This window comes from Winogradskya consettensis (genome assembly GCF_018332715.1).
In the GTDB taxonomy this organism is placed as follows: domain Bacteria; phylum Actinomycetota; class Actinomycetes; order Mycobacteriales; family Micromonosporaceae; genus Actinoplanes; species Actinoplanes consettensis.
The window spans coordinates 1-20537 of the sequence record NZ_BOQP01000022.1 but is presented as its reverse complement, the minus strand read 5'-3'; the positions used below and the strand labels follow the sequence as shown (position 1 = coordinate 20537).

Here is a 20537-nt window from a genome sequence, read left to right as displayed (position 1 = left end):
GATCCAGTGACTTTGGCCGGCCGTCCAGCTCTGCGCCGTTTCGTGGCGGCGCTGCTGGCGGCCGGACTGGCGGGGTGCTCCACCGATTCACCGTCCCCGCCCGCACCCTCCGCGGCCGCGCGGACCTGGCGGGCCGTCGAGCTTCCCGCGCCGCCGGGGACTCCCGGCCGTACGGTGCTGCGGGATGTGACCTTCTGCCCCGGGCACTGGTTCGCGGTGGGTGCGGTGGCGACCAGCGTCGACGCGACCCGTCCGGCGGCCTGGTCGAGCACCGACGGCCGGTCCTGGCACCCGCTTGCGATCGAGGCGAAGACGTACTACGGCGAGCAGAACATCCTGTCGTCGGTGGCCTGCCGCAACGGCCGGATGGCCGCGGTCGGCGCGAAGGTGGGCGGCGCGCACGGCAACCCCCGCACCAGCTCCTGGTACGAGACCGCCGCCGGCACCCTGCGCGAGGTCACCGCGCCGTTCGAGCTGTACGGCGGGCCGCAGGCAGTCAACGTGTCGCGGCTCGACGCAGGGCCCGCCGGCTGGCTGATCACCGGCAACCGGATGAGCGGCGCCGCGGCGTGGACCTCGGCGGACGCGACCCGTTTCGACATCCACGAGCGCGCACCCGGCCTCGCCTCCACCGCGGCGGGGGAGAGCTGGGCCTTCGACGGAGTCCCGTCCGGCGCGGGCTGGCTGGTCGTCGGTGGCTATCTGCCGACGGGCCGGATCGACCGGGACGCCGCGGGCTGGACCTCGCCCGACGGGAGGTCCTGGACGGCGATACCCGCCGCGGAGCCGACGCCGGACTACGAGGAACTGCAGCGGGTGGCCGTCGCCGACGTGCCGGTCGCGGTCGGGGTCCGTGGCGGCCGGTTCGTGGCCTGGCGGTTGCAGGGGCAGACGTGGGTCCCGGCCGGTGCCTTCGGCGCCGTCGCCCCGGCCGGTCGCGGCGGTGTCAGATCCGTGGCGTACGCCGATGGGGTCCTCACCGCCGTCACCTCGGACGGCATCGCGTATTCCCTCTGGTCCTCGCCCGACGGTGGCAGAGCCTGGTCGCCGGTCGCGATGCCTGCCCAGGTGGCCGCCGGGGCGGACAGCGCCGTCGCCGTCGCCGTAGGACCCGGCGGGGTGCTGCTGATCGCCGACGATGCCCAAAAGGCACTAATTTATCTGGACGAAACAGACAGGTAACGTCCGAAACGTGTTGCATGGGCCACTCGGGCAGGACAGACCAGGCCTAACGCGCCGGGCTTCGTAACGGTTTGGCAAGTGTGCCTTCTACGGCTTACGCAGGTAATGCCGGGCAAGTACGCTCCGCCATCACAAGCAGTAAGCAGGCAATGCGGTACGGACATGACGGGGACGGCACGTGATGACCTTCTGTCCGCGGCGCCCCGCCTGCACCAGGATGAAAGGTCATAAGCCTTGAGGCGAAACTTTGTACGGGCCCTCGGAGCCGTGGGTCTGTCCGCGGCACTGCTCGGCATGGCAGCTTGCCAGGACGCCGGCAGCGACGACACTACGGATTCGGCCGCCTGCGGCGGCAAGATCGCCATCTTCGGCGCCTTCACCGGTCCCAACGCCGGCCTGGTCATCCCGTCGCTGAACGGGGCCAAGCTCGCCGTCAAGCAGTTCAACGCGGCGAACCCCGACTGCAAGGTCACCATGCAGGACTTCGACACTCAGGGCAACGCCGACCAGGCGACCCCGATTGCGAACCAGGTGGCCCAGGACCAGTCGTTCACCTCGGTCATCGGTGGTCACTTCTCCGGTGAGTCGAAGGCCACCATGGCGACCTACGACGCCGCCGGCCTCGTGATGGTCAGCCCGTCGGCCACCGCCGCCGAGCTCACCACGCTCGGCCACAAGAACTTCTTCCGCGTGGTCGGCAACGACGACACGCAGGGCGAAGCCGCGGTCACCTACATCAAGAACGTGCTCAAGGGCCAGAAGGTCTTCGTCATCGACGACGGTCAGACCTACGGCGTGGGCATCATCGACAAGGTCAAGGCCGGTCTCGGCGCGACCGTCGCCGGTTCCGACAAGGTCCAGACGGACCAGCAGAACTTCGACGCCACGATCTCGAAGATCAAGTCCGCGAAGGCTGACGTCATCGCGTACGGCGGTTACACCAACGAGGCTGCCCCGCTGCTCAAGCAGGCCCGCGCCGCCGGCGTCACCGCCAAGTTCCTCGGCTTCGACGGCCTGTACGACCCCGGATTCCCCAAGGGTGCCGGTGCCGCCGCCGACGGCGCGGTCGTGACCTGCCCGTGTCTGCCCGCCGCTGAGGCCGGTGGCACGTTCTCCGCCGACTTCACCAAGGAGTACGGCGAGGCGCCGGGTTCCTACGGTGCAGAGGGCTACGACGGCGCGACGATCCTCCTCGAGGGTTACAAGGCCGGCAAGAAGACCCGCGCCGAGCTGCAGGAGTGGGTTCGCGCCTACGACAAGCAGGGCGTCTCGAAGTACCTGAAGTTCGCCGAGAACGGCGACGTTGACAAGAGCAAGGTCGTCATCTGGTCCTACGACATCACCGGCGGCGCGTTCAAGGCGCAGCAGGAGATCAAGCTCAGCTAGTACGCGGTTCTGTGACGCGGCCGGAGGCGATGCCTCCGGCCGCGTCTGGTGCAAAAAGGGGATTTCGTGAACTTCGATGAACTCTTCGGGCACCTGGGCCAGCACACGGTGGACGGTTTGGCGAAGGGCTCTATCTACGCCCTCGTCGCGCTCGGCTACACCCTGGTCTACGGCGTACTGAAGCTGATCAACTTTGCCCACTCCGAGGTCTTCATGATCGGCACTTTCGCCGTTCTCGGGGTGTGGAACCTGCTGGGCGCAGACGGCACGCAGGGCGTGGCAATGACGCTGCTGCTGCTTGCCGCGGGATTGCTGGGCGGAGCCTTGGCCTCGGGTGCCACCGCGGTCGCGGTGGAACGCGTGGCCTACAGACGGTTGCGCCAGCTCAACGCACCACCGTTGATCTTCCTGATCACCGCGATCGGCATCTCCATGGTGCTCTCCGAGACGTTCGGCATCTGGCAGGGCCGGCTCGTGGTGGGCATGCCGACGCTGATCAAGCAGAAGGTGGCCTTCACCATCTTCGGTACCGAGGTCACCAACACCCAGCTCATCACCATCGTCGCGGCTCTTGTGATGATGTTCGCGCTGGACCAGTTCATCAACCGCACCCGCTACGGCCGGGGCGTGCGGGCGGTGGCACAGAACCCCGACGCGGCGGCGCTCATGGGCGTCAACAAGGACCGCGTCATCATGCTGATCTTCCTGCTCGGTGGCCTGCTCGCGGGCGCCGCCGCACTGCTCTACTCGGTGCGGTACGGCAACACCCGCTTCAACGTAGGCTTCCTGCTGGGCCTCAAGGCCTTCACCGCCGCGGTCCTGGGCGGTATCGGCAACCTGCGTGGCGCGCTCCTCGGCGGTCTGCTCCTCGGCGTCGTCGAGGTCTACGCCGCCACCCTCACCCAGTCCAACTGGGAGGACGTCGCCGCGTTCGTCGTGCTGGTCGTGGTGCTGCTGTTCCGCCCCACCGGCCTGCTCGGAGAGTCTTTGGGGAGGGCACGCGCATGACCGAGACCACGAACGAAGGACGCCTCTCCGGCGTCAGCAACTTCTTCGCCGGCGTCGGCAACCGGTGGCGTGGCCTGCCGAAATGGCAGCGCGGCATCGGCTTCCTGGCTTTCGTCGCGTTCCTCTACTACCTGCCGCTGCTCGGCGTTCCCGGTCTGACCTGGCTGCGGACCGACTCGATCGAGGGTGGCAACAACTGGGCGGGTGTGCTCTTCACCTGCGCGGTCTACGTGCTGATCGCACTCGGCCTCAACGTCGTCATCGGCCTGGCGGGCCTGCTCGACCTCGGCTACGTGGGCTTCTTCGCGATCGGCGCCTACGCCGTCGCGATCTTCGGCTCCACGCAGTCGCCGGTCGTCAAGTCGCTGCAGGACAAGTTCGACCTGGCCCCGGAGTGGGCGATCACCTGGGCGATCTGCATCCCGATCGCCATCGCCCTGGCGATGATCTCGGGTGTCATCCTCGGCTGGCCGACGCTGCGGCTGCGCGGTGACTACCTCGCCATCGTGACGCTCGGCTTCGGCGAGATCATCCGTATCGTGATCCGCAACTCGACCAACTGGTCGGGTGGCCCGGCGGGTATCGCCTCCATCCCCGGTCCGCAGGGCGCGCCCTCGGCCGACAACCACATCTTCGGTCTCATCGACGCGAAGCCGTGGTACTGGCTGGCGCTCTCCATCGTGCTGCTCGTCGTCTTCCTCGTCCGCCGGCTGGAGAACAGCCGGGTCGGCCGCTCCTGGCTGGCGGTCCGCGAGGACGAGGACGCCGCTGCGGTGATGGGTGTCAATCCGTTCAAGTTCAAGATGTGGGCCTTCGCCATCGGTGCGGCGCTCGGTGGCCTCTCCGGCTTCCTGTTCGCCAGCCGGCAGGGCTTCATCGAGCCCAACCAGTTCAACGCCAACCTCTCCATCCTGTTCGTGGCGATGGTGGTTGTCGGCGGATCTGGCAACATGGCTGGTGCGGCGCTCGGCGCGGTGCTGCTGGCGTACCTGCCGGAGCGGTTCCGGGACTTCTCGGAGTACCGGTTCCTCGTCTTCGGCCTGGCGCTGGTGCTCGTCATGCTCCTGCGCCCGCAGGGCCTGCTGCCGAGCAAGCGGCGCGCCCGTGAGCTCAAGGACCGTCAGGAGGAGGTGGCCGTCGGTGCCTGACGAACGCGAAGTTCTTCTCGACGTCGATCACGTCACGCTGCGCTTCGGTGGCGTGGTGGCGCTCAACGACGTCAGCTTCAGCCTCTACAAGGGCGAGATCCTCGGGCTGATCGGGCCCAACGGTGCCGGCAAGACGACCTGCTTCAACGTCATGACCGGCGTCTACAAGCCCACGTCGGGCGGTGTGCTCTTCGACGACAAGAAGATCACGGGCAAGAAGCCGCACGAGATCAACCGGATGGGGGTGGCCCGGACGTTCCAGAACATCCGGCTCTTCCCCGAGATGTCGGCCATCGAGAACGTCATGGTCGGCACCGACTCGCGGCACTACACGAGCGTGCTCGGCGCGCTCTTCCGGCTCTACCGGGTGAAGGTCAAGCCCGAGGAGCTGCCGCGGGTGAACTCGTCGAACGGGCTGGTGCGCACGTGGCAGCAGGTCGCGCGTACGAGTGCCAAGATCTTCGGCCTCTCCCGGCACACGCTGGAGGAGCGGGCGGGCGAGCGTAAGTCGCTCGAGCTGCTGCGTCTCGTCGGCATCGAGCACCGCGCCAACGAGCTGGCCCGCAACCTGCCCTACGGCGACCAGCGGCGCCTGGAGATCGCGCGGGCGCTCGCGACCGAGCCCAAGCTGCTCTGTCTCGACGAGCCGGCCGCCGGCTTCAACCCCGCCGAGAAGGAGCAGCTCAACCAGCTGATCCGCAAGATCCGCGACATGGGTTACACCGTGCTGCTGATCGAGCACGACATGCGGCTGGTCATGGGAGTCACGGACCGGATCGTGGTGCTGGAGTTCGGCAAGAAGATCGCCGAAGGCACCCCGGCCGAGATCCGGGACAACCCGAAGGTGATCGCCGCCTACCTGGGGGAGTCCGCTGATGCTGCTTGAGCTGCAGGACGTCACGCTCAAATACGGCCGCATCGAAGCCCTGCACGGCATCAGCCTGCAGGTCGAAGAGGGCGAGATCGTGGCGCTGATCGGCGCGAACGGCGCCGGCAAGACCTCCACGATGCGCGCCGTCTCGGGGCTGAACCCGCTGGCGTCGGGCAAGATCGTGTTCAACGGCGAGGACATCTCCACGCTCCGCGCCGACCTGCGGGTCATCAAGGGCATCTGTCAGTCGCCCGAGGGCCGGGGCGTCTTCCCGGGTATGACCGTGCGGGAGAACCTGGACATGGGGGCGTACACCCGGCGTGACAGCGCCGGCATCGCCGCCGACCTGGAGCGGGTGTTCGGCCTGTTCCCGCGTCTGCTGGAGCGGGCCAAGCAGGCCGCCGGCACCCTGTCCGGCGGCGAGCAGCAGATGCTCGCGGTCGGCCGGGCGCTGATGAGCCGGCCCAAGCTGCTGCTGCTGGACGAGCCGTCGATGGGTCTCGCACCCATGATCATCCAGCAGATCTTCGACATCATCACGGAGATCAACCAGCAGGGCACCACGGTGCTGCTGGTGGAGCAGAACGCCCAGCAGGCGCTGTCGCGGGCCCACCGCGGCTACGTGCTCGAGACCGGTGCCATCGTCAAGGCCGGCACCGGGCAGGACCTGCTCACGGACCCGGCGGTCAAAGAGGCCTACCTCGGCGTCGCCTGATTTCGCTTCATCGACAGGGCGTTCCCCGGTTGGGGGACGCCCTGTTGCTTATTGATGTCGTACCCCCCGACTAGAGTTCACCGACGTGAGCGACGACGCCCAGACCCCCCGCTTGCTGCTGCTCGACGGCCACTCGCTGGCCTACCGAGCCTTTTTCGCCCTGCCCGTGGAGAATTTCTCCACCCAGACGGGTCAGGCGACGAACGCAGTGTTCGGATTCACCTCGATGCTGATCAACATGCTCCGCGACGAGAAGCCGACCCACATCGTGGTCGCCTTCGACGTGGCCCGGCAGACGTTCCGCACCGAGCTGTTCCCGGAATACAAAGCGGGCCGGTCGGAGACCCCCAAGCCCTTCCTCGGCCAGGTCAGCCTGATCAAGGAGGTACTGGAGGCACTGCGCATCCAAGTGGTCGAGAAGCCCGGTTACGAGGCCGACGACATCATCGGCACGCTCACCACCCAGGCCCTCGAGCAGGGCTTCGACGTCATCGTCTCGACCGGCGACCGCGACTCGTTCCAGCTCTCCGGCGAGAAGGTCACCATCCTCTACCCGGTGCGCGGCGTGTCCGAGGTCTGGCGGATGACGCCCGAGGCCATCGAGACGAAATACGGCGTCCCCCCGAACCGCTACCGCGACAAGGCCGCGCTGGTCGGCGACTCCAGCGACAACCTGCTGGGTGTGCCGGGCGTCGGCGACAAGACCGCCGCGAAATGGATCAATCAGTACGGCGGCCTCGACGGCGTCATCGCCCGCGTCGACGAGATCAAGGGCAAGGTCGGAGACAGCCTGCGCGCCCACCTGTCGCAGGTCATGCGCAACTACGACCTCAACAAGCTCGTCTGCGACCTGGAGCTGCCCGTCGGCCCGCAGGACGTGAAGTGGCAGGGCTGGGACCGCGAGGCGGTGCACCAGGTCTTCGACGCGCTCGAGTTCCGGGTGCTGCGCGAGCGACTCTATTCGTATCTGGACGCGGTCGAGCCCGAGGCCGAGTCCGGCTTCGACCTGGCAGGCACCGTCCTGCGCGCCGGCGAGGTCACCGGCTGGCTCACCCAGCACGCCGGGAGCGCCCCGGTCGGCGTCGCGGTCACCGGCACCTTCGGGCGTGGCACCGGGTCGCTCAGCGGCATCGCGGTCGCCACCGGCGACGGCCCGGCCGCCTGGTTCGACCCCGCGGAGCTCGACGAGACCGACGAGGGCGCGGTCGCCGCCTGGCTCGCCGACCCCGCCCGGCCGAAGGTCATCCACGACGCCAAGCCCGCCATGCTGGCGTTCCAGTCGCACGGGTGGACCCTGCAGGGCGTGCGGGTCGACACCGCCCTCGCCGCCTACCTGGCCAAACCCGACCAGCGGGCCTACGACCTGACCGACCTGGCCCTGCGCTACCTCAAACGCGAGCTGCGCGTCGACGCCCCCGACAACGGCCAGCTCACCCTGCTCGACCCGCCCGGCGAGGAGGACTCCGCCGAGCAGAACGTCATGCTCCGGGCCCGCGCCACCCTCGACCTGGCCGACACCATCACCGAGGAGCTCTCCCGCGACGACGGTGCCTCCCAGCGCATCCTCGCCGAGGTCGAGCAGCCCCTCGAGGTCGTGCTCGGCGAGATGGAGCGCATCGGCATCGCCGCCGACATCGACTACCTGCACGAGCTCGAGTCCAGCTTCGCCGCCGAGGTGAAACTGGCCCAGCAGGCCGCGCACGAGGTGGTCGGACGCGAGTTCAACCTCGGCTCGCCCAAGCAGCTGCAGGAGATCCTCTTCGTCGAGCGCGACCTGCCCAAGACCAAGAAGATCAAGTCCGGCTACACCACCGACGCCGACGCCCTGCAGAGCCTGCACGTCCAGACCGGCGACCCGCTGCTGACCCACCTGCTGCGCCACCGCGACGTCGCCAAGCTCAAATCCACCGTGGACGGCCTGCTCAAATCGGTCTCCGACGACGGCCGCATCCACACCACGTTCAACCAGACCGTGGCAGCCACGGGCCGGCTCTCCTCCACCGACCCCAACCTGCAGAACATCCCGATCCGCACCGAGGAGGGCCGCCGCATCCGCCGCGCCTTCGTCGTCGGCAACGGCTACGAGTCGCTGCTCACCGCCGACTACAGCCAGATCGAGATGCGCATCATGGCCCACCTCTCCGGCGACGAGGCCCTCATCGCGGCCTTCAACTCCGGCGCCGACTTCCACGCCGCCACGGCCTCCTCGGTCTTCCACGTCCCGGTCGAGGAGGTCGTCCCCGACCAGCGCCGCAAGATCAAGGCAATGAACTACGGCCTCGCGTACGGTCTGAGCGCCTTCGGCCTCTCCAACCAGCTCACCATCACCACGGAAGAAGCCCGTGGCCTGATGAACGAATACTTCGAACGCTTCGGCGGCGTCCGCGACTACCTCCAGACAGTCGTCCGCCGCGCAGTCCAGGACGGCTACACCGCCACGATCCTCGGCCGCCGCCGCTACCTCCCCGACCTGAGCAGCGACAACCGCCAGCGCCGCGAGATGGCCGAACGCATGGCCCTCAACGCCCCCATCCAGGGCTCCGCCGCCGACATCATCAAACTCGCCATGCTCCACGTCGACCGCGCCCTGCGCGAAGCAGGCCTCGAAAGCCGCATGCTCCTCCAGGTCCACGACGAACTTGTCTTCGACGTAGCCCCCGGCGAACGAGAAGCCCTCGAAACCCTGGTCCGCCACGAAATGGGCGCCGCCTACCCCCTCTCCGTCCCCCTCGAGGTCTCCGTCGGCCTCGGCAAGGACTGGAACGGCGCCGACCACTGATCCGCGTCGGATCGCTCCGGCCGCAGGCCTGACAGCGGACCGCTCCGGGCAGCCGAATCGCTCCGGCCCGGATCGCTCCGGCCCTCTGATCCGCGTCGGATTGCTCCGGCCCGGCCCGGCCTGCCTGCGTCGGATTGCTCCGGCCCGGCCCGGCCTGCCTGCGTCGGATTGCTCCGGCCCGGCCCGGCCTGCCTGCGTCGGATTGCTCTGGGGCGCCTGCCTGCGTCGGATCGCTCTTGGGGCGCCGGCCTGCGTCGGGGCGATCCGCTGTCAGGCCGTCCCAGGGAAGTGTCCTTACGTTCCCGCTGGTTGTCCTGCGGGCTCGTCAGACCGTTCGAGATCGGACAGTGCGAGGGGCAGCAGCCCAAGGCCGACCAGGATCGCTCCGAGCGGGAGCAGGTCCAGGTTGAGGGCGATCGCGGCGAAGCCGGCCAGAACAGCGAGCGGTGCCCAGGCCGGCAACCGCCGCAGCCGCACCAGCCGGACGAGCAGTACCAGCAGGCCGATCTCGAACAGCGCCGGGCCTGGCACCTGCAGGACGTCCGGCAATGGTGCCGACTCGTGGAATCCCTCGAACAGGTCGCCGAGAATCACCCATTCGAAGCAGACCGCGCCGGCCAGGGCGGCCACGACGGCCACGTCGTCGACGATCCGCGCCCCAGGAACGGCGGTCCTCAGGGTCACGGCGGTCCGTGGGGTCACGGCGGTCCGTGGGGTCACGGCGGTCCGTGGGGTCACGGCGGTCCGCAGGGTCACGGCGAGAACGGCGAACAGGACGATCGCCAGGAAGAAGGCGCCATGGCCGACATCCCAGGCGGGGCCGTTGTGCCGGTTGCCGTCCATCCCGTCGATCACCCTCAGCAGGCCGTAGACCAGCATGAGAGCGGGGGCGGTGAGCGCGCAGAACCTGACGGTGCGAGGCATGGGCAGAGCCTGCCGGGCGCTCGCTCCGGACACATCGGGGTTGCCCCGGACAATACCCGGAGAGCCACGGCCGGCGCGGATCCCGAGCATGCTCCCCAGTGGACCCGAACCGAGCCGGGAGTTCGGCTGGTGGGACTTTCGGGTATACACGTCGATCTTTTCGTTCTCGATTCAACCGTGCCGCCGCATTATCCATCTCGGGTCGCCACACCCCCGTCCACCTCGGAATACTTGGTCTTCGGGTGACGGTCATGATGGTGCTGGACGCGTTTCTCGATAATGCATTCTGGCGCTACGCATCAGTAGTCTCGCGGTGCGCAGCGAATTGTCAGGTTCTTGTGAGAACGATTTGCCTTGCTCTGCAAGGGTGGGCTGATGCCAAGCACTTCCATCGAGATGACATCGCTGTCGGCGGCGTGGGCACCGGTGGTTCGCCGCCCGCTCGAAGCCGACCAGGCGAGCGCCTTCGCTCCGATGTTCAAGGCTCTGGGCGACCCGGTCCGGCTCCGGCTCCTCTCCATGATCGCCTCCGCCGGCGGCGGCGAGGTCTGCGTCTGCGACCTGACCGGCTCCTTCAAACTCACCGGCCCCACGATCTCCCACCACCTCAAAGTCCTCCGAGAAGCAGGCCTGGTCGACAGCGACCGCCGCGGCACCTGGGTCTACTACCGCCTCGTCCCAGCCGCCCTCGTCCTCCTGACCGGCCTCCTCGACATAACCTCCACCGCCGCCACCAGCTGACCCACCCAGCCCCGCCACTCCCCGCCTGAGCCCGCCAACCGTGCATCAGCTTGCGGGCCTCATGCCGTTCCGCAGCACCCTGCCGTCGACAAGCTCAAACCGACCCTGAACCACCCCGGGGTGGGTGGGCTCGATGCGCCTGCCGCGAGGTGGGCGGCGCCTCATGCCCATGCCGCCGCCGTGGGCGGGCGGGTTCATGTGTCCGCAGCGAGGTGGGGCAGGCATCATGCCTGTCCGCGCGGGAGGTGTCCGGGGCGACGGGCGCCATCGCGCTGGAGGCCACCACTGTGAGTGAGTCGGCTGAATGCGTCTGGCCGCGAGTGGGTGGGCCCCATGCGCCTGCCGCGATGCCGGCGGCCCCTCACACCGCCAGGGATGCCGGTGGGCCTCATACCCGATGCCGCGAGGTGGAGCAGGCCTCGCCCCATTTGACGCGAGGCCGAAGACCGATGCGGTAGGTCGGGGCGTCCGCGATGCGCGCTTGGGCAGTGGCGCGCGCTTGGGCAGTGGCGCGCGCTTGGGCAGTGGCGCGCGCTTGGGCAGTGGCGCGCTGGGGCAGTGGCGTGCTTTAACCGCGCTGCGCGCTTGGGCAGCGGCGCGCGCTTTAACCGCGGTGCGCGCTTGAAAGGGCGATGCGCGCTTGGGCGGCGATGCGCGCTTGGGCGGCGATGCGCGCTCGGGAGAGCGGATGCGCGCCGGGAGCGAGACGCTGATGGAGGCCGGGGGCCCGTGGCGAGACATGGCAGGAGCCGGGTTGTCCCGGGCCGACCGGGCGCCCGGCGAACGCTGGTGTTGTCCGGAGCAACCACCCGTGGATCACGATCCAGCCTCGCCCGGCTGATTCATCCGGATGGCTTACCTCAGCCGAGTGGCCCGGGACTCAGGTGACGGCGGGCGCGCTCACCGCGTACCCAAATGTTATTTCTTGAGGGGATCGTGGCCCCAGTTCATCAGTGAGTATCGCCAGTTGCTCTCCTCGATGTCTCCCGATGGCCGTTGTGCCAGGTGGCGGTGGACGTAACCCACCACCTTCGCCATATGGGCCGTGTCGGTGTCCGTGAGGTCGGCCTTTTTCGTGTGCAGCAGTTTGACGATTTTCCGCCCGCTGTCGTGGCCGACGGACTCGCCGCCCGCCGGCCCCTTCTGGCCGACGGAATGGGACTCGTCGGTGGCCAGCCATTTGTCCAGCTCGGCGGGGGTCATGTTCACCGCCGAGCGGAAATCGGCGTACGTGTCACTCGGCATGCAGGGCTCCCGGCTTGTGGACCGCTGTGGCCCCGGTCTTGGCGCTCTTGACCTTGAATTGGGGCTCGTCCGGGGAGGCTTTCACCGTGCGGCCGGAGTCCTCGGTCTCGGTCGTGATCTTCTTCTCGACCGTGCCGTGGACCTCGTGGCCGTGGCTGCTCCAGGAAACCTTGTCACCTTTGCGTGGGCTCATGACCTGCGAATACCCGCGGATCAGGGCAGGTAACAGACGAAGATCGCGGTGCCGGGGAAGAGGCGGCCGCGCAGGGGGCTCCACTGGCCCCAGATCTGGTCGTGACCGGCCGGCCATTCCGGCTCGATCAGGTCTTTGAGGACAAATCCCGCTTCCACGACCTCCCGGACCCGGTCGCCCAGGGTGCGGTGCTGCTCCACATATGTGGGTACGCCGTCCTCGTCCTGTTCCACGTAGGGCCGGCGATCGAAGTAGGGGTGGACCGCCAGCAGTCCCTCCTTGCCCGGTTCGTCGAGGAAGACCCAGCGCATCGGGTGGGTGATCGAGAAGACCCAGGTGCCGCCGGGGCGCAGGACCCGCGCTGCCTCCTTCATGAGCGCTCCGGAGTCCGCGACGAACGGGATCGCGCCGAAGGCCGTGCAGACGGTGTCGAACGAGTCGGTGGCGAAGGGGAGGGCGAGGGCGTCGGCCTGGACGAGCGGTACGCGTACACCCGAACGGTCTGCGGCCTGCTGGGCCTGGCGCAGCATGCCGGCACTCAGGTCCATCGCGACCACGTCGGCGCCCTGGCCGTCGAGCCAGCGGGCCGCGGACGCCGCGCCGCAGCCGAGCTCCAGGACGCGCTTGCCGCGGACCTCACCGAGCAGTCTCACGTCGGCCTCGCGGAGGCCTTCGGGGCACCAGATGAAATCGACGTCGCCCAGGAAGGCTCCGTGCTCCTCCTGGTAGTCGTCCGCGTCGAGGTCCCACCAGTGCCGGCTGGCGACGCGGCTTTCGTCGTCGGTCACCGGGCGGCGGAGCGTGGCGGCCCGGGTGGGGGGCTGGTCTTCGATCACTCAGCCACCGTACGGGCAGAGCTCGTGCAACGGTTTCGGCACGGTCATCCGGCGCGCGGGACGTCGAAAATGGCACATAACGCCCGTGATGGCGGGTTTTACGGGATCAATATGCCTCGGTACTCAGGAGGGCTTGCAACCTGTGGTAATGCGCACGGTAAGCTAGTCGATGCGCTCGCGGAATCGTGTGCCTCGGCAGGGAGCAGGTTCCGCAAGTCGTCGGTCCCAGCATGATCCTGCTCGCTTGATCATGAAGCTTCCCGAGCTAGAAGCTTCTTTGATCACCGGATGTTCGTGCTGTGCCCGTCGGCAGTTCCGCGGCGCGCAAGAGACACCACGAAACCATCCGTTCGGAGCAACAGTCCACATGACGAGCAGCATCGAGGCCACCTCGAGCGCCAACAGGGTCACCGTCGACGATCTTGGCTCGGAGGAAGCTTTCCTCGCAGCCATCGACGAGACCATCAAGTACTTCAACGACGGCGATATTGTCGAAGGCACCGTCGTCAAGGTCGATCGGGACGAGGTCCTGCTCGACATCGGCTACAAGACCGAGGGCGTCATCCCCTCGCGCGAGTTGTCGATCAAGCACGACGTGGACCCCGCGGAAGTGGTGTCGGTCGGTGACCACATCGAAGCCCTCGTCCTCACCAAGGAGGACAAGGAAGGTCGCCTGATCCTCTCGAAGAAGCGCGCGCAGTACGAGCGCGCTTGGGGCACCATCGAGAAGATCAAGGAAGACGACGGCGTCGTCCGTGGTTCCGTCATCGAGGTCGTCAAGGGTGGACTCATCCTCGACATCGGCCTCCGTGGCTTCCTGCCGGCTTCGCTGGTCGAGATGCGCCGCGTGCGTGATCTGCAGCCGTACGTCGGCCGCGAGCTCGAAGCGAAGATCATCGAGCTCGACAAGAACCGCAACAACGTGGTCCTCTCCCGCCGCGCGTGGCTGGAGCAGACGCAGTCCGAGGTTCGCACCGAGTTCCTCAACAAGCTGCAGAAGGGCCAGGTCCGCAAGGGCGTCGTGTCCTCCATCGTCAACTTCGGTGCCTTCGTGGACCTGGGTGGCGTGGACGGCCTCGTGCACGTCTCCGAGCTCTCCTGGAAGCACATCGACCACCCCTCCGAGGTTGTCGAGGTCGGCCAGGAGGTCGAGGTCGAGGTGCTCGACGTCGACCTGGACCGCGAGCGCGTCTCGCTGTCGCTGAAGGCGACCCAGGAAGACCCGTGGCGCCAGTTCGCCCGGACCCACGCGATCAACCAGATCGTGCCGGGCAAGGTCACCAAGCTGGTTCCGTTCGGCGCCTTCGTCCGCGTGGACGACGGCATCGAGGGCCTGGTGCACATCTCCGAGCTGGCCGAGCGTCACGTCGAGCTGCCCGAGCAAGTCGTCCAGGTCGGTTCGGACGTGCTGGTCAAGGTCATCGACATCGACCTCGAGCGTCGCCGCATCTCGCTGTCGCTCAAGCAGGCCAACGAGGGCTTCGTCGAGGGCGAGGAGCACTTCGACCCCACCCTCTACGGCATGGCCGCCACGTACGACAACGAGGGCAACTACATCTACCCGGAGGGCTTCGACCCCGAGACGGGCGAGTGGCTCGAGGGCTTCGACAAGCAGCGCGAAACGTGGGAGAAGCAGTACGCCGACGCCCGCGAGCGCTGGGAGGCCCACACCAAGCAGGTGCAGGCATCCCGCGACGCCGACGCCGAGGCCGCGCTCAACCCGCAGCCTGTCGGTGCCGTCACCACCTCGTCGTCGACCTCCTCCACCTCCTCCACGAGCTCGTCCGCCCCGGCGCGCTCCAACGAGGAGCCGGCCGGCACGCTGGCCACCGACGAGGCCCTCGCCGCTCTGCGCGAGAAGCTCGCCGGCGGCAAGTAGTCACCCCGCGCGACTGACCCGGCAACCCCGCTCCCCGGCCTCCGAGCCAGGGAGCGGGACCCGGATCACCACCGCCTCCACCCGGGTCCGCCCGGTCGGAAGTGGTAGTCGCGCTCGGTGCGGCGGGTCTTGCTCCGGTCGGCTTTGCTCCGGCTGAGTTTGATTTGGCTGGCTTGATTCGGCTGGCTTGATTGGCTGGCTTTGTTCGGCTCTGGGTGTTGTTCGGGTTGACGTCGCTCCGGCGAGGTGCGGCAGTGCGGTCGAGGTGGGTTCGTTCGATCGAGGTTCGGTAGGTGATGCGGCCAGGGACGCCTGGCTGGGCCAGGGACGCCTGGTGGGATCATCGATCGTCTCGGTCCGGCCCCGGTCTTCCGCTCAGCCTTCCCGCTCGTCGCGGTTCGGCCCGGATCCGCTCAGGTTTGTGTTCGGCTCTGCTCCGCGTCCGGCTCGTTCGGACCGCGGGATGGTTTCGTTGGTCGAGAAGCCGCCTGTCCGGCACCTCACGGTGCCGGACAGGCGGCTTTTTCGTGTCCTTGCGCGGCCCCGGTGTTTGGGCGGCTTTTTCGTGTCCTTGCGCGGCCCCGGTGTTTGGGCGGCTTCTTCGTGTCCTTGCGCGGCCCCGGTGTTTGGGCGGCTTCTTCGTGTCCTTGCGCGGCCCCGGTGTGTGGGTAGCGGTGAGCGGGCCGGGCGCCCCCACTCAGAGGCGGGCGGCGGTGAGCGGGCGGGGCGCCCCCACTCAGAGGCGGGTAGCGGTGAGCGGGCGGGGCGCCCCCACCCCGAGGCGGGCGGCGGTGAGCGGGCGGGGCGCCCCCACCCCGAGGCGGGCGGCGGTGAGCGGGCCGGCGATGGTGGAGCGGGCGCCACGGGTGTTGTTCCTGGGGCGATGGGCGATAATTGCCGGGTGCTCATGGTGGGGTTGACCGGTGGAATCGGGGCCGGCAAGAGTGCCGTTGCCCGGCGGCTCGCGCAGCTCGGGGCGGTGATCGTCGACGCCGACAAGCTGGCCCGGGAGGTCGTTGCCGGGGGCACCGAGGGGCTGGCCGCGGTGGTCGAGGCGTTCGACCCCGGGATCGTGGGCGCCGACGGGGAGCTTGACCGGCCCGCGCTCGGCGCGCGGGTGTTCGGGGACGAGCAGGCTCGGCGCCGGCTCGAGAAGATCATTCACCCTCGGGTACGAGCCCGCACCGCTGAACTCGTCACCCGGGCCGCCGGAGCCGACCCTGGTGCCATCGTGGTCAACGACGTTCCGCTGCTGGTGGAAACCGGGCTCGCCCCGACGTACCACCTGGTCATCGTCGTTGAATCCGCACCTCAGACCCGGATCGCCCGGCTGGCCGGGACCCGCGGGATGAGCGAGGAGCATGCCGCTGCCCGCATCGCCGCGCAGGCCGGTGACGACGAGCGCCGTGCCGCGGCGGACGTGATCATCGACAACAACGGGTCGCTCGGCCTGCTTCAGGAGCGGGTGGATCTGGTATGGCGTGAGCGGCTCACGGCGTACGAACATAATCTTCGTCTCGGTAAGCGTGCCGCCACCGACGGGATCTTGCACGTCGTGGCCCCGGATCTGACCTGGCCGGCGCAGGCGGCCCGGATCATCGCCCGGATCGACCATGCACTCAGGCCGGTCCTCGGCGGGGCGGCGGACGTCTCGCACATCGGCTCGACGTCGGTCCCCGGGCTGCCTGCGAAAGACGTGATCGACCTGATGCTGACCGTTCCCACCCTCGACGAGGCCGACAGGCTGTCGGCCTCGCTCAGTGCCGCGGGCCTGCCACGGCGCGAGGGAGAGTGGCGCGACAACGCCCGGGGCAATCCCGGCGAAACCTGGCCCAAGCGCCTGCATGGCAACGCTGATCCCGGCCGTCCCGTCAATCTCCACGTACGCGTTGAGGGGTCCCCGGGCTGGCGTTTCGCCCTCCTGATGCGGGATCACCTGCGCGCTGTGCCGGCGGCGCGCGACGGATATGCCGCGGCGAAGGAACGCTGGGTCGCGGAGCACGACACCACCGAGGGCTACGCCGGGGCCAAGGAGCCGTGGTTCGACGCCGAGGCGGCTGCGGCGTACGAGTGGGCTGAGGCCACGGGCTGGCGTCCCTGATCTCCCGGCTGTCTCCCGGCTGTCTTCCGACTGTTCTCGAAGCTCGCTGTGCTTGGGGTCGGCCGTGCTTGGGGTCGGCCGTGCTTGGAGGTAGGGGCGCTCGCGGCGGCCGGTCGGCGCTGGAGAGCGCGACCTTGCGGGACGCGCCTGCCGGCCGTGCGCCGGGGCAGCGATCCCGGTCCCGGCCGTGGCGCCGATCTGTGGCACCGGACCGGCCGGGCGGTCGCCGCGAGCGACCTACGCAACCAGCGTAGGTCCGCCGCCGAGAGCCGGACAACGCCTGGTGGCGGGGGCGAATACGCACTCATCGCACACGCCCCGGACCGGCCCGGCAAAACTTGTCGTACCCCCGACGTACGGTAGGTCCCATGGCGCTCGACATCCCACGACTCGACGGCACTTTCCAGGTCGTCAGCGACTATCAGCCGGCCGGTGACCAGCCCGCGGCCATTGCCGAGCTGGAGCGCCGGGTGCGCCGCGGCGATCGCAACACGGTCCTGCTCGGCGCTACCGGCACCGGCAAGAGCGCGACCACCGCGTGGCTCATCGAGAAGCTGCAGCGGCCCGCTCTCGTGCTCGCGCCCAACAAGACGCTGTGCGCGCAGCTCGCCAAGGAGTTCCGCGAGCTCATGCCGCACAACGCCGTCGAATACTTCGTCAGCTACTACGACTACTACCAGCCCGAGGCGTATATCGCCCAGACCGACACCTACATCGAGAAGGACTCGTCGGTCAACGAGGAGGTCGAGCGGCTGCGGCACTCGGCCACGATGTCGCTGCTCACCCGGCGCGACGTGATCGTGGTCGCGACCGTCTCGGCGATCTACGGTCTGGGCACCCCGCAGGAATACATCGAGCGTGCCGTCAAGCTGAAGGTCGGCGAGGAGATCGACCGCGACAAGATGCTGCGGCGCCTGGTCGACATCCAGTATTCGCGCAACGACATGGCCTTCCAGCGGGGCACGTTCCGGGTCCGGGGCGACACCCTGGAGATCATCCCTGCGTACGAAGAGCTCGCGATCCGCATCGAGATGTTCGGTGACGAGGTCGAGAAGCTCTACTACCTGCACCCGCTCACCGGTGAGGTCGTCCGCGAGGTGGACCAGCTGGTGATCTTCCCGGCGACCCACTACGCGGCCGGTCCCGAGCGCATGGAGCGCGCCATCGGCCAGATCGAGGTCGAGCTGGCCGAGCGGCTGGCCGAGTTCGAGCGGCAGGGCAAGCTGCTCGAGGCCCAGCGGCTGCGGATGCGCACCACCTACGACATCGAGATGATGCGCCAGGTCGGCTTCTGCAACGGCATCGAGAACTACTCGATGCACATGGACGGCCGCAACCCCGGCGACCCCGCCTACACGCTGCTCGACTACTTCCCCGACGACTTCGTCACCGTCATCGACGAGTCCCACGTGACGATCCCGCAGATCGGCGGGATGTATGAGGGCGACGCCTCCCGCAAGCGCATCCTCATCGAGCACGGTTTCCGCCTGCCCAGCGCCGCCGACAACCGGCCGCTGCGATTCGACGAGTTCCTCGAGCGGGTCGGCCAGATGGTGTTCCTGTCCGCGACCCCCGGCCCGTGGGAGCTCGGTCAGGCCGAGGGCGAATATGTCGAGCAGGTCATCCGGCCCACCGGCCTGGTCGACCCCCAGGTCGTGGTCAAGCCCACCAAGGGCCAGATCGACGACCTGATGCACGAGATCAACCAGCGCACCGCCCGCGACGAGCGCGTCCTGGTCACCACCCTCACCAAGAAGATGTCCGAGGACCTCACCGACTACCTCCTCGAGAACGGCATCCGCGTGCGCTACCTGCACTCGGAGGTCGACACCCTGCGCCGCGTCGAGCTGCTCAAGGAGCTCCGCAAGGGCGACTACGACGTCCTGGTCGGCATCAACCTGCTCCGCGAGGGCCTCGACCTCCCCGAGGTCTCCCTGGTCGCGATCCTCGACGCCGACAAGGAGGGCTTCCTGCGCAGCGGCCGCTCCCTCATCCAGACGATCGGCCGCGCAGCCCGCAACGTCTCCGGCGAAGTCCATATGTACGCCGACAAGATGACCCCGTCCATGCGCAGCGCCATCGAGGAAACCGACCGCCGCCGCGACAAGCAGATCGCCCACAACAAGGCCCACGGCATCAGCCCCGAGCCCCTCCGCAAAAAGATCCACGACATCCTCGACGACATCTACCGAGAAGCCGAGGACACCGACACAGCCCTCACCGGCAACGTGGTCGGCGGCGGCGGCCGCCAGATCTCCCGAGGCAAGGGCCCCGTCCCCGAAACCCGCTCCAAGTCCCGAGCCTCCGCCGGCACCCCCGCCCGAGAAGGCATGGCCCGCGCCGAGCTGGCCCAACTGATCCAGGACCTCAACGACCAAATGCTCGGCGCCGCCCGAGAACTCCAATTCGAACTCGCCGCCCGCATCCGCGACGAAGTCTCCGAACTCAAGAAGGAACTCCGAGGCATGGACGTCGCCGGCGTCCGCTGACCCCCGCTTGCCCCCGCGGTCTGCCCTGGCTCTTGCGCTTCCTCGCAGGCTTGCACCTGCTTGCTGGGGGCATCCGCGCTCCGCGCGGCACGACCCGTAGGCCTGAGCCAGTTCAGTCCTGATCCGCAAAGCCGAGAATCAGTTGACTCCTGGCCCGCTTGGGCTGGGGCTCGACTGACGCGTGTCAGCTTGGGCTGGGGGCTCAGCTGACGCGTGTCAGCTTGGGCTGGGGGCTCAGCTGACTCGCGTCAGCTTCGGCTGGGGCTCAGCTGAACCCTGGCAGGTGGTCTGGGGTGGCGCGGAGCGCGGGGCCTGGCTTCTGGCAGCTAGGGCTGAAGGCTGAACTCACTTCTGGCCCGCCTAAGGGCTGAGTCGGGTTCGTTCTTGATTTGCCCGGTCCGGCCGGGCTTGTTTCTGGCCGCCTGAGTTCCGTGCGCCCGGAGCTGTGTCCCGCGTCGTCCCGTTCTGCGCCAGCGATCCCGCCTCGTCCCGTTGTGCGCCGGCCGCTTCGTTCTGAGAGCATCCCTGGCCAGCCCGGGGCCGCCCTCGACATGGCGTTGACGTCGTGTGTGCAGGGAGTAAGGCTTTGCTGCAGGCTGCATCGTTGTCCGCATCGGGCCCTGCTCATCCTTCCGGGCTAGAACGCGACCCCGGGTTCGTCGCCGCCGGTCGGGCCAGGTTTCGGCAACGCCGGCGGCGTCCCCGTCACGGTTTAGTTGTCTCCCACGACTGCGCGGGCGCGCAGAGAACTCGCCGTCGGGTCGTCAGGCGAGCTCGGGACGTAGAACTGCCCGCTCACGGCGGAGACCTCGATCGGGGGCGGTGGTGCCGGTCGACACGTCTGGTAGTTCCGGGGCTTGCCGTGATGCCGTGGGTGTCGTCCCACTGGATCTACCGCAGGGCGACTTTGCTGCTGATACGCCACCTGCTCTCGACCGTAGCGATGGTCACGCCGGCGTTACGGGTATCTCAAGCCGTGCTCCCCAGGGACACCCTCGGCTTGATCACCCACCCGGCCCGCCGCGCCGTCCTTGGCCTGC

At 68.4% G+C, this 20537-nt stretch carries 15 protein-coding genes; 11 read left to right on the top strand and 4 right to left on the bottom strand.

The window, feature by feature from the left end:
* Nucleotides 1-6 precede the first annotated feature (6 nt).
* From Aco04nite_RS21410 to polA, 7 genes are all read left to right on the top strand, one after another.
* A complete protein-coding gene (locus Aco04nite_RS21410; RefSeq protein ID WP_212999032.1) occupies nucleotides 7-1182 on the top strand; it encodes a hypothetical protein in 1176 nt (391 codons plus the stop codon).
* A gap of 234 nt (nucleotides 1183-1416) precedes the next feature.
* Nucleotides 1417-2568 carry a branched-chain amino acid ABC transporter substrate-binding protein gene (locus Aco04nite_RS21405; RefSeq protein WP_212999031.1) on the top strand — a complete coding sequence of 384 codons (1152 nt, stop codon included), beginning with the start codon at nucleotides 1417-1419 and terminating at the stop codon, nucleotides 2566-2568.
* Between the two features lie 66 nt (nucleotides 2569-2634).
* Nucleotides 2635-3576 carry a branched-chain amino acid ABC transporter permease gene (locus Aco04nite_RS21400; RefSeq protein ID WP_203834616.1) on the top strand — a complete coding sequence of 314 codons (942 nt, stop codon included), beginning with the start codon at nucleotides 2635-2637 and terminating at the stop codon, nucleotides 3574-3576.
* A complete protein-coding gene (locus tag Aco04nite_RS21395) occupies nucleotides 3573-4724 on the top strand; it encodes a branched-chain amino acid ABC transporter permease (protein WP_212999030.1) in 1152 nt (383 codons plus the stop codon). Before Aco04nite_RS21400 ends, Aco04nite_RS21395 begins: the two co-directional genes overlap by 4 nt.
* The gene (locus tag Aco04nite_RS21390; protein WP_212999029.1) at nucleotides 4717-5610 is read left to right on the top strand and encodes an ABC transporter ATP-binding protein; all 894 of its coding nucleotides are present in this window, start codon (nucleotides 4717-4719) and stop codon (nucleotides 5608-5610) included. The genes Aco04nite_RS21395 and Aco04nite_RS21390 overlap by 8 nt, the downstream gene beginning before the upstream one ends.
* Entirely contained in the window at nucleotides 5600-6310 is a 711-nt protein-coding gene (locus Aco04nite_RS21385; RefSeq protein ID WP_203834613.1) for an ABC transporter ATP-binding protein, read from the top strand. Before Aco04nite_RS21390 ends, Aco04nite_RS21385 begins: the two co-directional genes overlap by 11 nt.
* Before the next feature lie 85 nt (nucleotides 6311-6395).
* Nucleotides 6396-9089: a DNA polymerase I gene (polA, locus tag Aco04nite_RS21380; protein WP_212999028.1), complete on the top strand. Its 2694-nt coding sequence runs from the start codon at nucleotides 6396-6398 to the stop codon at nucleotides 9087-9089.
* 294 nt (nucleotides 9090-9383) lie between these two features.
* Here polA and Aco04nite_RS21375 read toward each other — a convergent pair whose 3' ends face one another.
* On the bottom strand, nucleotides 9384-10013 hold the full coding sequence (locus Aco04nite_RS21375) for a hypothetical protein (protein ID WP_212999027.1): 630 nt from the start codon (nucleotides 10011-10013) through the stop codon (nucleotides 9384-9386).
* A gap of 375 nt (nucleotides 10014-10388) precedes the next feature.
* On the opposite strand from Aco04nite_RS21375, the gene Aco04nite_RS21370 reads away from it, so the two are divergent.
* Nucleotides 10389-10754: an ArsR/SmtB family transcription factor gene (locus tag Aco04nite_RS21370; protein ID WP_438874927.1), complete on the top strand. Its 366-nt coding sequence runs from the start codon at nucleotides 10389-10391 to the stop codon at nucleotides 10752-10754.
* 918 nt (nucleotides 10755-11672) lie between these two features.
* Here the strand turns inward: Aco04nite_RS21370 and Aco04nite_RS21365 are convergent.
* Genes Aco04nite_RS21365 through Aco04nite_RS21355 form a run of 3 tightly spaced genes read right to left on the bottom strand, consistent with a single transcriptional unit; the run spans nucleotide 11673 to nucleotide 13028 of the window.
* On the bottom strand, nucleotides 11673-11999 hold the full coding sequence (locus Aco04nite_RS21365) for a DUF3140 domain-containing protein (protein WP_212999026.1): 327 nt from the start codon (nucleotides 11997-11999) through the stop codon (nucleotides 11673-11675).
* A complete protein-coding gene (locus Aco04nite_RS21360; protein ID WP_212999025.1) occupies nucleotides 11989-12192 on the bottom strand; it encodes a hypervirulence associated TUDOR domain-containing protein in 204 nt (67 codons plus the stop codon). The genes Aco04nite_RS21365 and Aco04nite_RS21360 overlap by 11 nt, the downstream gene beginning before the upstream one ends.
* Nucleotides 12193-12212: 20 nt before the next feature.
* Nucleotides 12213-13028: a class I SAM-dependent methyltransferase gene (locus tag Aco04nite_RS21355; RefSeq protein ID WP_212999024.1), complete on the bottom strand. Its 816-nt coding sequence runs from the start codon at nucleotides 13026-13028 to the stop codon at nucleotides 12213-12215.
* Nucleotides 13029-13395: 367 nt separating this feature from the next.
* On the opposite strand from Aco04nite_RS21355, the gene rpsA reads away from it, so the two are divergent.
* The 3 genes from rpsA (at nucleotide 13396) to uvrB (ending at nucleotide 19497) form a co-directional block, all read left to right on the top strand.
* Nucleotides 13396-14907 (top strand): 30S ribosomal protein S1, encoded by a 1512-nt coding sequence (gene rpsA, locus Aco04nite_RS21350; RefSeq protein WP_203834608.1) that lies wholly within the window; start codon nucleotides 13396-13398, stop codon nucleotides 14905-14907.
* A gap of 901 nt (nucleotides 14908-15808) precedes the next feature.
* A complete protein-coding gene (gene coaE, locus Aco04nite_RS21345) occupies nucleotides 15809-17008 on the top strand; it encodes a dephospho-CoA kinase (RefSeq protein ID WP_212999023.1) in 1200 nt (399 codons plus the stop codon).
* A 368-nt stretch (nucleotides 17009-17376) separates the two neighbouring features.
* On the top strand, nucleotides 17377-19497 hold the full coding sequence (uvrB, locus tag Aco04nite_RS21340; protein ID WP_212999022.1) for an excinuclease ABC subunit UvrB: 2121 nt from the start codon (nucleotides 17377-17379) through the stop codon (nucleotides 19495-19497).
* The last annotated feature ends 1040 nt before the right edge of the window (nucleotides 19498-20537 follow it).